15 protein-coding genes are annotated in these 14233 nt (G+C 71.0%); 4 read left to right on the top strand and 11 right to left on the bottom strand.

The genetic code is table 11. The features are described from left to right. Positions 1-74 precede the first annotated feature (74 nt). From ASF89_RS06200 to ASF89_RS06180, 5 genes are all read right to left on the bottom strand, one after another. Positions 75-1580, bottom strand: coding sequence for an amidohydrolase (locus tag ASF89_RS06200; protein WP_055812832.1), 1506 nt, complete (start codon positions 1578-1580; stop codon positions 75-77). Beyond that, positions 1577-2197, bottom strand: coding sequence for an FMN-binding negative transcriptional regulator (locus ASF89_RS06195; protein WP_055812830.1), 621 nt, complete (start codon positions 2195-2197; stop codon positions 1577-1579). Before ASF89_RS06195 ends, ASF89_RS06200 begins: the two co-directional genes overlap by 4 nt. A gap of 4 nt (positions 2198-2201) precedes the next feature. Then, the gene (locus ASF89_RS06190; RefSeq protein WP_055812827.1) at positions 2202-3176 is read right to left on the bottom strand and encodes an Fpg/Nei family DNA glycosylase; all 975 of its coding nucleotides are present in this window, start codon (positions 3174-3176) and stop codon (positions 2202-2204) included. 97 nt (positions 3177-3273) lie between these two features. Further along, positions 3274-3759, bottom strand: a complete 486-nt coding sequence (locus ASF89_RS06185) for a ribose-5-phosphate isomerase (protein WP_055795553.1) — start codon at positions 3757-3759, stop codon at positions 3274-3276. 79 nt (positions 3760-3838) lie between these two features. Beyond that, complete coding sequence (locus tag ASF89_RS06180) at positions 3839-4465, bottom strand: DsbA family protein (RefSeq protein ID WP_055812824.1); 627 nt, start codon at positions 4463-4465, stop codon at positions 3839-3841. 89 nt (positions 4466-4554) lie between these two features. Here ASF89_RS06180 and pepN point away from each other — a divergent pair, with 89 nt between their 5' ends. The 3 genes from pepN (at position 4555) to ASF89_RS06165 (ending at position 8730) form a co-directional block, all read left to right on the top strand. Beyond that, on the top strand, positions 4555-7095 hold the full coding sequence (gene pepN, locus ASF89_RS06175; protein WP_055812822.1) for an aminopeptidase N: 2541 nt from the start codon (positions 4555-4557) through the stop codon (positions 7093-7095). Positions 7096-7222: 127 nt separating this feature from the next. Further along, entirely contained in the window at positions 7223-8224 is a 1002-nt protein-coding gene (locus tag ASF89_RS06170) for a mechanosensitive ion channel family protein (RefSeq protein WP_055794683.1), read from the top strand. Positions 8225-8373: 149 nt separating this feature from the next. Beyond that, complete coding sequence (locus ASF89_RS06165; RefSeq protein ID WP_055813199.1) at positions 8374-8730, top strand: globin; 357 nt, start codon at positions 8374-8376, stop codon at positions 8728-8730. 22 nt (positions 8731-8752) lie between these two features. Here ASF89_RS06165 and ASF89_RS06160 read toward each other — a convergent pair whose 3' ends face one another. Continuing rightward, positions 8753-9430 carry a hypothetical protein gene (locus ASF89_RS06160; protein ID WP_055794682.1) on the bottom strand — a complete coding sequence of 226 codons (678 nt, stop codon included), beginning with the start codon at positions 9428-9430 and terminating at the stop codon, positions 8753-8755. Between the two features lie 21 nt (positions 9431-9451). Here ASF89_RS06160 and ASF89_RS06155 point away from each other — a divergent pair, with 21 nt between their 5' ends. Further along, positions 9452-10321: an acyl-CoA thioesterase II gene (locus ASF89_RS06155; protein WP_055794681.1), complete on the top strand. Its 870-nt coding sequence runs from the start codon at positions 9452-9454 to the stop codon at positions 10319-10321. 90 nt (positions 10322-10411) lie between these two features. On the opposite strand, the gene ASF89_RS06150 is transcribed toward ASF89_RS06155, so the two are convergent. From ASF89_RS06150 to ASF89_RS06130, 5 genes are all read right to left on the bottom strand, one after another. Next, positions 10412-10897: a thioesterase family protein gene (locus ASF89_RS06150; RefSeq protein ID WP_055812819.1), complete on the bottom strand. Its 486-nt coding sequence runs from the start codon at positions 10895-10897 to the stop codon at positions 10412-10414. 1 nt (position 10898) lies between these two features. After that, positions 10899-12584 (bottom strand): energy-dependent translational throttle protein EttA, encoded by a 1686-nt coding sequence (gene ettA, locus ASF89_RS06145; RefSeq protein WP_055794677.1) that lies wholly within the window; start codon positions 12582-12584, stop codon positions 10899-10901. 84 nt (positions 12585-12668) lie between these two features. Next, on the bottom strand, positions 12669-13130 hold the full coding sequence (locus tag ASF89_RS06140; protein WP_055812816.1) for a hypothetical protein: 462 nt from the start codon (positions 13128-13130) through the stop codon (positions 12669-12671). Between the two features lie 66 nt (positions 13131-13196). After that, positions 13197-13817, bottom strand: coding sequence for a single-stranded DNA-binding protein (gene ssb, locus ASF89_RS06135; protein WP_082489805.1), 621 nt, complete (start codon positions 13815-13817; stop codon positions 13197-13199). Between the two features lie 107 nt (positions 13818-13924). Then, positions 13925-14140 carry a hypothetical protein gene (locus ASF89_RS06130; protein ID WP_055794672.1) on the bottom strand — a complete coding sequence of 72 codons (216 nt, stop codon included), beginning with the start codon at positions 14138-14140 and terminating at the stop codon, positions 13925-13927. Positions 14141-14233 lie beyond the last annotated feature (93 nt).

Here is a 14233-nt window from a genome sequence, read left to right as displayed (position 1 = left end):
GCCGCCGCCCCTCGGGGCGGCGGCCTCCGTCGTCCGCGGGTGCCGCGCTCGTCGTCGATCCGGCGGTGGCCGGGTCAGTCCAGCGTGCCGTGCGTGAGACGACCGCCGAGCAGGGTCGCCGACACCGGCATCGAGCGCATCGTCTCGTCGTCGACGCTCAGCGGATCCGCCTCGGCGACGACGAGGTCGGCGACCGAACCGGTCGTCACGGCCGAGCGCCCGCCGGTCGACGCCGCGAGGGCCGCCGAGGCGACGATGCGCTGCTCGGGGTGCCAGGGCTCGCGGCCGTCGCGCGACCGCGAGACGGCCGCGGCCATCGTCACCCACGGGTCGAGCGGGGCGACCGGGGCGTCCGAGCCGAGCCGCAGCGCGACACCGGCCGCCAGCAGCGTCTCGAGGGCGAAGGCCCGATCCGTCCGGCCGGCCCAGAGCAGGTCGGCGACGTCCCGGTCGTCCATCGCGTGCTCGGGCTGCATGCTCGCCACGACCCCCAGTCGCGAGAAGCGCTCGACGTCGGCCGCGTCGACCAGCTGGGCGTGCTCGATCCCCCCGCCGCAGCCGACCTGCTCGAACGCGTCGAGGGCCATGGCGTTGGCCGCATCGCCGATCGCGTGGACCGCGGGGACGAGACCCGCCGAGGAGGCGCGGCGCAGCCAGTCGACGAGCTCGTGCGTCGTGTAGGCGGCCACCCCCCGATGGGCGGGCTCGCCGCCGACCGCGGGATACGGGTCGTGGCACCAGGCGGTGCGCGTGTTCAGCGAGCCGTCGGTGATGATCTTGAACGGCCCCATGGTGACGAGACCGTCGGTCCCCTCGATCGGATCGCCCGTCCGGAGGCCCCGGTCGACGACGCGATGGAGGTCGGCCGGGTAGACCCCGGCCGCGATCCGCAGGCTCCGCGCGCCACCTTCCACCCGCCTGACCCATCGGTCGAGCGAGTACGACATCTCGAGGTCGACGACCCCCACGACGCCGCGGCTCGCGGCCGCCGCTGCGGCGTCGGCGACCCAGCCGTCGAGCAGGTCGTCGTCGACGGCGCTCACCCGGACGCTCACGTCGAACGCCGCCTGCTCGCGCAGCAGGCCGGTCTCGTGGCCCGCGTGTCCGTACCGGGCGAGGGCCGCCGAGTCGAGCCAGGCCGCGTGGAGATCGTTGCTCACCAGCACGACGGGGACGTCTCCGCTGACCGGGTCGAGCACGCCGCGGGTCGGCGCGTCGGGCCAGAGGGCGTCCTGGAAGCCGTAGCCGACCAGGGTCTCGCCGGCCGCCGGCGGGTCGACGCGCAGTCGTTCGCCGACGAGGGAGGCCGCCTGGGCGGCCGACGCCGCACCCGAGAGATCGAGGCGACGTCGGGCCAGGGCCCATTGGTCCATGTGCACATGGGAGTCCCACAGCCCCGGCGCGAGCCAGCGCCCGTCGAGCTCGACGACCTCGGCCCCCCGCCCCGGCGTGATGCCGCGCGCGATCGACGACACCTCGCCCGACTCCACGAGCACGTCGGTCGGGGAGCCGTCGCCGCCGACGAGGCGGGCGCCCCTCAGGAGCAGACTCCGCGCCTCCTCGGTTCCCGGAGGGGTCATCGGTCCCGCACCCGGCGCATCTCGGCGGCCAGGGACGGCTGGGCGTAGTGCTCGCCGTGCTCGAGCTCGTCGATGATGCGGTCGACGACCTCCGGCGGTTTGTTCTGACTGAGTTTGAGCCGCGCGTCGAACCGGGTCACCCGGAGGCGGATGCCAACCGTGCCCTTCGCGACGCGCCGCGAGCCGGCCTCGTCGAGGGTGAGCGTCGACGGTTCGGGCATCACCTGCTCGAAGTGGTCGACGAGCTCGCCGAGCACTCGGAAGTTCTCGTCGTCGGAGAGGATCTCGGGCGTGCCCCAGAGATGGGCCGTCACGTGATTCCAGGTCGGGATGATCTGCTCGGCCGGGTACCAGCCCGGCGAGACGTAGCCATGGGGCCCTTGGATGACGACCAGGACCTCGTGCTCGCCCAGCTCGTGCGACCGCTCGTCGGGGCGGCCGACATGGCTGACGAGGACGATCGCGTCGGGGTCGTCGTCGGGCTCGAGCACGACGGGGTAGTGCGACGCGACGATGCCCTCGCCCGTGTGCGACACGATCGTCGCCCACGGGTTCTCGCGGATCAGCCGCCTGACCTCGTCGACGTCGGAGAGCACGAACCCGGGTGTGTGGCGCATGCGCTCAAGTCTGGTCGGTCGGGCACCAGTAGAGCTTCCGACCCGCGGCCATCTCCATGACGATGTTCGTGCCGCAGACCCGGCAGGGCAGTCCCTCGCGGTGATAGACCCAGTGCCGGTCGGCGCGGCTGCGGAGGGCCTTGGCGTGCTGCGCCTTCGTCAGACCGTCCATGGTCATCATCTGCCCCAGCTCGACGCCGCTCTTCAGGAGCTTCGTCCAGTCCTTGTAGAGGGCCCGCAGGACCTCCTCGGGCACCTGGACACCCGGCGTGTGCGGGTCGAGTCTCGCCCGGAACAGCAGTTCGGCCCGGTAGATGTTCCCGATGCCGCTGACGACGCTCTGGTCCATGAGCAGCAGCCCGATCGGGGTGCGCTTCCTGCCGGCCACCGCGACGAAGCGGTCGGCGCCCTTCCTGGGCGAGTCGACCAGGGGGTCGGGGCCGAGCTTCGCGATCGCGAGATCGACGCCGGCCGCGTCGAGCACCTCGCACTTCGTGGGGCCGCGCAGGTCTCCGACGGCCGTGTCGGTCAGCAGACGCACGCGGACCTGTCCGACGGGCTCGGGCGGGAACGACTCGATGTCGTCCTCCGCCTTCTCCTGCTCGGCCATCCGGACCCGACTCGTGCGCGGCGCCCCGATGCTCGACATCGAGTGCTCGCCGTCGTCGTCGGGCGCGTTCTCAGCGCGCCGCGTCGCGGTCCGCCGACGACGCGACTCGGCCATCGAGTGACCCGTGGCGATCTCCCCCGCGAAGTCCCACGCGCCGTAGAGCCCCAGGTGGACGTGCAGCCAGAGCCCGTTGTCGAACTCGAGGAACATCTGCTTGCCGACGGCCTTGGCGTCGATCATCGTGGCGCCGTCGAGCTTCTCGGCGCCCGCGGCGAAGCGCCCCTGCGGCGAGCTCACCGCGGCTCGATGACCGACGAAGCTCTGCTCGAACTGATTCGCGATGCGATGGACGGAATGACCCTCGGGCACGATGCTCCCTCTCTCGGGGTGGATCCCGGCGACGGGGCCGGGACGACGAAGCGGCGGGACCCCGATCGGGGTGCCCGCCGCAGTCGACGTTACGTCGTCAGTCGACCGGGTGCCCGGCGATGGCCCCGGTGGTCTCGTACTCGCCCACCTGGGCGATGCGGCGGACGTGGCGCTCGTCGTGCGTGAAGGGCTCCGACACGAACGAGTCGATGAAGGCGAGCGCCTCGGCCTCGGTGTGCTGGCGCGCTCCGATGGCGATGACGTTGGCGTCGTTGTGCTGACGCGCCAGCTTGGCCGTCGAGTCGTTCCAGACCAGCGCGGCCCGGACGCCCTCGACCTTGTTCGCGGCGATCTGCTCGCCGTTGCCCGATCCGCCGAACACGACCCCGAGGGCCTCGTGGCCGGCGCGCTGGTCGCGGACGACCGCCCGGGCCGCCGCGATGCAGAACGACGGGTAGTCGTCGAGCGGCTCGTACGAGGCGGGGCCGTGGTCGGTCACATCGTGGCCCGCGTCGGTCAGGTGCTGGATGACGGTCTGGCTGAACTCGAGGCCGGCGTGATCGGTCGCCACGTGGATGCGCATGGTGATCATCTTAGAACCGGGGGCGCGCGGTGCCGACGACCCGCACCTCCTCGGCTCCGGGTCGCGGAGGCGCGGGTCGTCAGTCGAAGATCGGCCCGACCGTGCGTGTGCGCTTGATCTCGAAGAAGCCGGGATACGAGGCCACGGCGACGACGCCGTCCCAGAGACGGGCGGCCTCGTCGCCCTTCGGCGCCGGCGAGATGACCGGCCCGAAGAAGGCGGTGCCGTTCACGGCGATCACGGGCGTGCCGACGTCCTGTCCGACGCGCTCGATGCCGTCGAAGTGGCTCGCGCGCATCTGCTCGTCGTACTCGTCGGAGTCGGCGTACCGGGCGAGGTCGGCCGGCAGACCGACCTCGGCGAGCGCCGCCGGGATCACGACGTCGGCGTCGGTCTCCCCGCCGGGGTGGATGCGCGTGCCGAGGGCGTCGTAGAGCGGCTTGACGTGCGACTGACCGTGCAGCTCGCCGACCGCCGTGACGAGGCGCGTGTAGCGCAGCATGCGCGCGAAGTTGGCGCGGTACTCGTCGCTCACGTCGTTGTCCTCGTTCAGGACGGCGAGGCTCATGATGTGGAAGGTCACGTCGAGGTCGCGGTGGGCGCTGACCTCGTCGATCCACCGGCTGGTCATCCAGGCCCAGGGGCACGACGGGTCGAACCAGAAGTCGACGGCGGTTCGGGGGGCGGGGGCGACGGTGTCGGTCATCGCCCCAGTCAACACCCCGCGCCACGACGGCCGGTCTAGGCTCTCAGCGGACCACGAGTCCCCTCACTACCTACACGGATGGAGCAAGCGTGCCCGGAGAGAACCTCACCCGCGTCGAAGCGCAAGAGCGCAGGAGCATCGTCGACGTCCGGTCGTACGAGATCGACCTCGACCTGACCCGCGGCGACGAGGTGTTCGGCAGCTCGACCACCGTGCGCTTCACCGCCACCCCGGGCGCCTCGACGTTCATCGACGCCCTGACCCGCACCGTGCACTCGGTCGTCCTGAACGGCACGGCGCTCGACGCCTCGGCCGTCTCGGACGGCGTGCGCATCCAGCTCGACGACCTGGCCGCCGAGAACGTGCTCGAGGTCGTCGCCGACGCCGAGTACACGAACACGGGCGAGGGCCTCCACCGCTTCGTCGACCCGGTCGACGGCGAGGTGTACCTCTACTCGCAGTTCGAGGTGCCCGACAGCCGCCGCGTCTTCGCCGTGTTCGAGCAGCCCGACCTCAAGGCGACGTTCCAGTTCACCGTCACGGCACCCGCCCGCTGGCAGGTCGTCAGCAACCAGACGACGCCCGAGCCCGTCGTCGACGGCGAGAACGGCACCTGGACCTTCGCGCCGACCCCGGTGCTCTCGAGCTACATCACCGCGATCATCGCCGGCCCCTATGACGTGGTGCGCAGCGATCTCACCAGCGCCGACGGCCGCACGATCCCCCTGGGCATCTTCACCCGTCGCTCGCTCACCGAGTACCTCGACGCCGACTACATCTTCGAGAAGACCCGTCAGGGCTTCGCGTACTACGAGGAGAAGTTCCAGTACGCGTACCCGTTCGAGAAGTACGACCAGCTCTTCGTGCCCGAGTTCAACGCGGGCGCGATGGAGAACGCGGGGGCCGTGACCTTCGTCGAGACCTACGTGTTCCGCAGCAAGGTGACCGACGCGATCAAGGAGCGACGCGTCGTCACGATCCTGCACGAGCTCGCCCACATGTGGTTCGGCGACCTCGTCACCATGAAGTGGTGGAACGACCTCTGGCTGAACGAGTCGTTCGCCGAGTGGGCCTCCACCATCTCGACGGCCGAGGCCACCGAATGGACCGAGGCCTGGACGACGTTCCAGGCGATGGAGAAGAGCTGGGCCTACCGCCAGGACCAGCTGCCGTCGACCCACCCCGTCGTGGCGACGATCAACGACCTGGAGGACGTCCAGGTCAACTTCGACGGCATCACCTACGCCAAGGGCGGGTCGGTTCTGAAGCAGCTCGTCGCGTGGGTCGGCATCGACGCCTTCTACGCCGGCGTCGCCGCGTACTTCCAGAAGCACCACCACTCGAACACCGAGCTGAGCGACCTCCTCGTCGAGCTCGAGGCCACCTCGGGCCGCGAGCTGACCAGCTGGTCGGAGCTGTGGCTCGAGACGGCGGGCGTCAACACCCTCCGCCCCGAGCTCGAGGTCGACGCCGACGGCGTCATCACCTCGTTCGCCGTGCTGCAGGAGGCCCCCGCCGACTACCCGACGATCCGCCCGCACCGCCTCGCGATCGGCCTCTACGCCCGCCGGGGCGAGAAGCTCGTCCGCACGGACCGCGTCGAGATCGACGTCGACGGCCCGCGCACCGAGGTGCCCGAGCTCGTGGGTCTGTCGCGGGGCGATCTCGTCCTGATCAACGACGACGATCTCGCCTACGCGAAGATCCGTCTCGACGAGGCCTCGCTCGAGACCGCTCTCGCGCACCTCTCCGGGATCGCCGACCCCCTGGCCCGCGCCCTCGTCTGGGGCTCCGTCTGGGACGCCACGCGCGACGCCGAGACCCGCGCCTCGGACTACGTTCGCCTCGTCCTCGACAACATCGCCACCGAGACCGAGTCGACGACGATCCGCACGACGCTGTCGCAGCTGCTGCAGGCGGCCCGCACCTACGTGGCCCCGTCGCACCGCGCCTCCACCATCACCGCGGTCGGCGACGGCCTGTGGGCCCTGGCGCAGGGCGCCGAGGCCGGCTCGGACGCCCAGTTCCAGTTCGTCACGTTCTTCGCGGCCATCGCGTCGACCGAGACCCACCGGGAGGCGCTGGCCGGTCTGATCGACGGATCGACCACCCTCGAGGGCCTCACCGTCGACACCGACCTCCGCTGGCAGCTGCTCGAGGGCCTCGTGCTCGTCGGAGGCGCCGGCGAGGCCGAGATCGACGCGGCCCTGGCGGCCGACAACACGGCGAACGGGGCCCAGGCCGCTGCCCGCGCCCGGGCGACCATCGCGACGACCGAGGGCAAGCAGGCCGCCTTCGCCTCGATCGTCGACAGCGCCGAGCAGCCGAACGCGATCGTGCGCGCGACGACCCTCGGGTTCCAGCACGCGAACGACCCGGCGGTCCTGCAGCCGCTCGTCGAGCCGTACTTCGCCTCGTTGACCGGCATCTGGGAGTCGCGCAGCTACCACATCGCCGACACGCTCGTCTCGGGGCTCTACCCGGCCGGGCTCGCCGATCAGGCCCTCGTCGACGCGTCGTACGCGTGGCTCGAGGCCAACCCGGAGGTCCCTGCGCTCCGTCGCATCGTGAGCGAGAGCGTCTCGGGCGTCGAGCGGGCGCTGCGCGCACAGGAGACCGACGCGCGGTAACCCCTCGCACCTCGCCCGCTCGCCCGGGCGAGCGACTCGGACGGCGGATCCCTCACAGGGTCCGCCGTCCTCGCGTTCAGCGTCCGTCGAGTCGGGCTTGCGTGGGCGTGCTTGACTTGTCGCTCATATGGACCTCCTCCTCCTCGCGCAGACACCCGCCGCCACGCCCGCCTCGTTCGACTGGGACGCCTTCTGGCAGATGTGGGGTGTGCCCATCCGCATCGCGGGGATCCTGCTCGTGGCCGTGCTCCTCCGGGTGGGGCTGCACTTCACGATCCGACGCGTCGTCGATCAGGTGGTCAACGGGATCAAGCGCAAGCAGAACGTCGACGACACGCAGGCGCTGATGGCCTCGCCCCTCCAGGCCGTGCGGGTGGTCCAGCGCACCCGCACCCTGGGCAGCGTCCTCAACAACGTGGTGACGGTCGTCATCGCCGCGGTCGCGCTCGTGCTGATCATGGGCGAGCTCGACTTCAACGTCGTCGCGATCGTCAGCGCGGCGGGCGTCGTCGGGGCAGGCCTCGCCTTCGGTGCTCAGAACATCGTCAAGGACATGCTCAACGGCATCTTCATGGTCGCGGAAGACCAGCTGGGCGTCGGCGACGTGGTCGACGTCGGCCCCGCCGCGGGCGTCGTCGAGGCCGTCGGCATCCGGGTGACGCAGATCCGCGACGTCAACGGCGTGCTGTGGTTCGTCCGCAACGGCGAGATCCTCCGGGTGGGCAACATGTCGCAGGGCTGGAGCCGCGTCGTCATCGATCTCGCCGTGCCGTACTCGGCCGACGTCGACGAGGTGCAGGACGCCATGCAGAGGACCGCCGACGAGCTCGCCGCCATCCCCAAGTGGCGACGCGCGATCATGGATCAGCCCGAGGTCTGGGGTCTGCAGTCCGTCGCCGACGAGCACGTGGTCATCCGGATCGTGGTCAAGACCCGATCCTCCGACCGGGACACGGTCGACCGCGAGCTGAGGGCGCGACTGAAGAAGACCACCGACGCGATGGACATCGTCCTGCCGTCGCTCACGAGCGTCGTGCTGACCGGCTTCGACAGCGCCTTCTCCGTGCAGGGCGCCCGTGCCCCGCGCACCTCGCCGACACCGCACATCCCGAAGGGCAAGCGCAAGTGACCGGATCCCCTCTCACCCCCTCGTCGTCCGGCCCGAACGGCGGGGCCGGTCTGCCCGTCGGCCCGCCGAGCCCGGGAGGCGCGGGTCAGCCCGTCACCCTCCGCGCAGGCCTCGGGCAGGACGCCGCGCAGGGCAACTTCTGGCAGCAGATCGGCGGACGTCCGACCTTCGAGCGTCTCGTGCGCCGGTTCTACGAGGGGGTCCGCGAGGACGAGCTCCTCTGGCATATGTACCCGGAGTCCGATCTCGAAGGGGCGATCCAGCGCCTGACCGGGTTCCTCGAGCAGTACTGGGGCGGACCGACGACCTACAGCCAGGAACGCGGACACCCTCGTCTCCGCATGCGGCACGCCCCGTTCACCGTCACGCCCGAGGCACGCGACCGCTGGCTGCTGCACATGCGGACGGCCGTCGACGAGCTGACGCTCTCGCCGTTGGACGACGCCACGCTCTGGGCCTACCTCGAGCGCGCCGCCCATGCCATGGTCAACGCGCCCTCCGCCTGAGGCGACGCCTCGACCGAGGGCGTCAGCCCCCGAGCAGGGAGGCGCGGCGCTTGACGAGCACGTGGCCCCGGCTGGTCGTCAGTCGCGTCCACGGGCCGGTCTCGAACAGCGCCACCCCGTCGCCCTCGACGAGGAACCCCAGGCTGAGACCGGCGAACGCGGCCCCGGCGGGGAGATGCTCGTAACCCGGGACGGAGCGCGACCAGACCTCCGATCGCACGCGGTGGACGATCTGCTCGCCCGCGTTCTCCGGCAGCGCGGCCGCGATCTCGTCGATGCCGGAGGTCGCCGTGGCGCGGAGGGTCGCCTCGTCGGCACCCGGCAGCGCGGACCAGCCGCCGCGCGGAGGCGAGATGGCCGCCCAGGTCACGGTGTTCACCTGCACCGGCAGCGAGACCGTCACGGGCGCGGTGGGGTCGACGACCTCGTTCTGGAGGCGCACGAGGCGTTCGGTCAGGGAGCGCACGGGCACGACGGCGTCGAAGACGGGCGCGTCGTCGAGCTGGAAGGTGCGGAGACCGAGCACGGTGGGGCTCTCGTCGAGCAGACCGAGGGGGTAGAACACGGCGGCGTAGACGGCGAGGACGCCGGAGCCGGCGATGAGCCGGACGGAGCCGTCTTCGACCCGGCCCGCCCGCCCCAGATAGGTCGCGAGATCGCTTAGGGAAAGGGAGTCGGGGAGGGTGAATGTCGTGCTCATCGGCCCCCTAAACTACATCGGATGACCGACGATCCGCTGCAGAGCCTGCTCGCCACCCTCGACCTCGCCCCCGCGGGCAACGTCGGCGGTCAAGACGTCTTCACCGGCACCTCGCAGTGGGAGCCCCTCGGCCGCGTCTTCGGCGGTCAGGTCATGGCGCAGTCGCTGGTCGCCGCTCAGCGCACCATCGGCGATGAGCGGGCCGTCCACTCTCTGCACGCGTACTTCCTGCGCCCGGGCGACCTGAGCATCCCGATCACCTTTACGGTCGATCGGATCCACGACGGTCGGTCGTTCGCCACCCGACGCACGCAGGCGTCGCAGGACGGCGTGCCGATCCTGTCGATGATCGCGTCGTTCCAGACCCTCGACGACGGCCTCGACCACCAGATCGACATGCCGTCGGATCTGCCCGGTCCGGACGACGTCCCGAGCGACGCCGAGCTGCTGTCCGCCGTCGACCACCCGGTGGCGCGGGCCTGGGCGGACCGGCCGTTCGACATGCGACATGTGCCCTCGCCCGTCTACTTCTCGATCGACGGCGCGCGCGTCGCTCATCAGGCCGTCTGGATGCGGGCGACGTCGCCGTTGCCGGACGACCTCGATCTGCACCGGGCCGCTCTGCTCTATGCGAGCGACTACACCCTGCTCGAGACGATCTACCGGCGCCACGGCGTGCCGATGATCACGCCGGGGCTCAAGGCGGCGAGCCTCGATCACGCGATGTGGTGGCACCGACCCGGGCGCGCGGACGAGTGGATGCTCTACGTGCAGGAGAGCCCGAACGCCACGGGCGGACGTGGCCTGGCCCTCGGTCGGATCTACGACGTCTCGGGTCGGCTGCTGGCCAGCGTCGCCCAGGAGGGCATGATCCGGGTGCCGCGCGCCTGATCTCGTCGACCCGTCGACCCCGCGGCCCTGGGGTCGGCCGCTGCGCTGACGCCGCGGGGCCGAACCCGTCGGATCGTCGGCGCCGTGGGGTCACGGGCGCCGGAAGACCAGCGGCGGCTCGATGTAGGGCTGCCAGGCGGCCCGTTCGACGTCGGAGATCCGCCGCGGCCGCCCGGTGGCCGCCTCGACCAGGACGATCGTGGTCGCCGCCTTCGTGAAGAGCTGCGCCGGTTCGGCACCGACGGGCGACCGGACCTCGTAGCAGATCTCGAGACTTGCGCCGCCGAGTCGGCCGACCCAGATCTGGATGTCGAGGGGCGCGCGCAGGTACGGGATCGGCAGGAGGTACTCGAGCTCCTGCCGGGCGATCAGCGTCATGGTGTCGGCGCCGGGGCTGCCGTCGAGCACGGCCGCCGTCGAGGTCTCGCCGGCGGACCCGCCGGCGGACCCGCCGGCGGACCAGAACGCGTCGATGCGCGCCTCCTCGAGGAGGCGCAGCATCGACGCGTTGTTCACGTGCCGGTACCCGTCGAGGTCGCTCCAGCGGACCCGGGTCGGAACGTGCAGGCGGGTCATGTCAGTCGCGCGTCAGCTTGCGGTACGTCGCCGAGCTGGGCTTGGCGGCGTCGGCGCCGAGACGCTCGACCTTGTTCTCTTCGTAGGCCTCGAAGTTCCCTTCGAACCAGTACCAGTTCGGGGTGCCGTCGTCGTTCAGGCCCTCCCACGAGAGGATGTGCGTGGCGATCCGGTCGAGGAACCACCGGTCGTGGGTGATGACCACGGCGCAGCCGGGGAACTCGAGGAGCGCGTTCTCGAGGCTGCCCAGGGTCTCGACGTCGAGGTCGTTGGTGGGTTCGTCGAGCAGCAGCAGGTTGCCGCCCTGCTTCAGCGTGAGCGCGAGGTTGAGTCGGTTTCGCTCACCACCCGACAGCACGCCGGCCTTCTTCTGCTGGTCCGGCCCCTTGAATCCGAACTGCGAGACGTAGGCCCGCGAGGGGATCTCCGTCTTGCCCACCTGGATGTAGTCGTGCCCCTCGGAGACGACCTCCCAGAGGTTCTTGTTCGGATCGATGCCGCCGCGGCTCTGATCGACGTACGAGATGTCGACCGTCTCGCCGACCTTGAGCTCGCCGCCGTCGAGGGGCTCGAGACCGACGACCGTCTTGAACAGGGTCGTCTTGCCGACGCCGTTGGGGCCGATCACGCCCACGATGCCGTTGCGAGGCAACGTGAACGAGAGGTCGTTGATCAGCACGCGGTCGCCGAACGACTTGTGGAGCTTCGTCGCGTCGATGACCTGCGAGCCGAGACGCGGCCCGACGGGGATCACGATCTCCTCGAAGTCGAGGGTGCGCGTGCGCTCGGCCTCGTTCGCCATCTCCTCGTAGCGGGCGAGACGGGCCTTCGACTTCGCCTGGCGGCCCTTCGCGTTGCTGCGGACCCATTCGAGCTCGGAGGCGAGGCGCTTGGCGAGCTTGGCGTCCTTCTTGCCCTGGACCTGCAGGCGCTCGCCCTTCTTCTCGAGGTAGGTCGAGTAGTTGCCCTCGTACGGGTAGAGGCGACCGCGGTCGACCTCGGCGATCCACTCGGCGACGTGGTCGAGGAAGTACCGGTCGTGGGTCACGGCGAGCACGGCGCCGGGGTACTTGCTGAGGTGCTGCTCGAGCCAGAGCACGCTCTCGGCGTCGAGGTGGTTGGTGGGCTCGTCGAGGAGGAGCAGGTCGGGCTTCTGGAGCAGCAGCTTGCAGAGCGCGACGCGGCGCTTCTCACCGCCGGAGAGGTTCGCCACCTCGGCGTCACCGGGCGGCGTGCGGAGGGCCGACATGGCCTGCTCCAGCTGCGAGTCGAGATCCCACGCGTCGGCGGCGTCGATGTCCTCCTGCAGGGTGCCCATCTCGGCCAGCAGCGCGTCGAAGTCGGCGTCCGGCTCGGCCATCGCGGCCGAGACCTCGTTGAACCGGTCGAGCTTCTGCTTGATCGGGCCGACGCCCTCCTGGACGTTCTCGAGGACGGTCTTCGTCTCGTCGAGCTCGGGCTCCTGCATCAGGATGCCGACCGTGTAGCCGGGGCTGAGCTTCGCCTCGCCGTTGCTGGGGGTGTCGAGCCCCGCCATGATCTTGAGGATCGTCGACTTGCCGGCGCCGTTGGGCCCCACCACGCCGATCTTGGCGCCCGGGATGAACGACATCGTGACGTCGTCGAGGATCAGCTTGTCGCCGACCGCCTTGCGGGCGCGCACCATCGAGTAAATGTATTCGGCCATGGGATCCAGTCTATCGGGCGGGGCGCAGCGCCCCGGTGGGTGGAAGCGGAGAGGGGCGCGGCGCCGGAGAGGCGACGCGCCGGGTCACCAGTCGATCGTGCGGGTGGTGCCGATGAGGCACGCGCCGGTGCCGAGCACCGGGGCGACCTGACTCGCGTAACCCGTGGCGCCGGCCTGCCCGATGAGGCAGTCCGAGCCCCGCAGCACCGAGAACTGGATCGAGTCGGCCTCGCGCCCGATGGACGTCGTGTCGCTCGTCACCTGCATGGCCGTCTTGTCGAAGCCGGCCGCGACGAGGTTGTCCACGAGCGATCGACCGTCGGTCGCGCCGCCGCCGTCGAGGTGCTCGCGGTTGACCCGGTCGAAGTAGGCGAGGGCCTCGTCGATCGAGGCGTCCGCCGCCGGCGTCGTCGGAGCCGCGGCGTCGGCGGACGGCGTCGGCGGGACGCTGGGCTGCACCGTGCCCGGCCCCGAGGTGCACCCGGCGGTGCCGAGCGCCAGGAGGAACAGCGCTCCGAGAGACGGGGCGAGGCGCGAGCGGATCACGGCGGGCCTTCCTCTGATCGGGCGGCGACGGACCCTGACGGAGCCGATGTCGATTCTAGGGGCCGTTCAGAACGGCGTCTCGACCCCGACGAGGTCCCGCCCCGGAGCGCCCGGGGTCGAAGCGGATGGCGCGCTGGACTCGTCGGGCCCGAGGGGTGCCGCCGACCAGCCGACCGGGTCGGCGGGCGTCGGCGAGTCGACCCGCGCCTCCTCGGCGTCGGACTGCGTCGGCACGGCCCCGTCGCCCGATCGTGCGGCACGACCGTCGACGTCGCCGGTCGACTCGGCGTCACCGGCCCGCTCGTGCTCGTGGGTCGACGCGGATGCGGAGGCCGACGAGCGGATGAACGTCGAACGGCCCCATCTGAGGTCGTGCCCCAGCGCGTCGGCGTCGATCTCGACCGTGGTGCCGGATCGGTCGCCGTTCTGCCAGGGGCGCACCCGGAGACGGCCCGTCACGAGGACCCGATCGCCCTTCTTGACGCTGGCCGCGACGTTGCCCGCGATCGCCCGGAAGGCCGTGACGGTGTACCAGTTGGTCTCGCCGTCGGACCAGGTGTCGGTCGTGCGGTCGTACCGGCGGATGGTGCTCGCGAGCCGGAAGCTGGCGATGTCGAGCCCGGCCTCGGTGGTGACGGTGCGGGGATCGGTGGCGATGGTTCCCGTGAGGGTGATGGTGTCGGTCATGGGGCGAGTCTGATGAGCACCCGCCCGCCGGTCGAGCCGCACCGCGCCTCGCTGTGGATGGCGCGAGCGACGGCTCGACCGGGGAGGGATGACGGGTCGCGAGCGGGTCAGTGCTCGCGGAACTCCGGGTACTCGGCCCCCGGGCCGAGCGCGGCGAAGAGCGCGCTCTTCGCGACCGCGAGCGTGGGGAAGACAGCCGAGCCGTCCGTCTCGCGAGACGGCAGTCGGACCGTGAAGCCCTCCGATGTCCGGTGGATCGATCCGACCGTCCCCGAGGGGCCGACGGCCACCCAGGTCTGTCGTGTCGTGGTCTGGTCGCTCATCGTCGAGCACCTCTCTCTTCTGTCGCCGTGCGCGGCTGCGCTGCGGCGGGAGATGCCGAGACGGCCGTCGATCACAGGGCCCCGATCTCCCTG

Origin of the sequence: Frigoribacterium sp. Leaf172, from assembly GCF_001424285.1 — a bacterium.
GTDB lineage: Bacteria > Actinomycetota > Actinomycetes > Actinomycetales > Microbacteriaceae > Frigoribacterium.
This window is presented reverse-complemented; position numbering and strand designations above follow the sequence as displayed.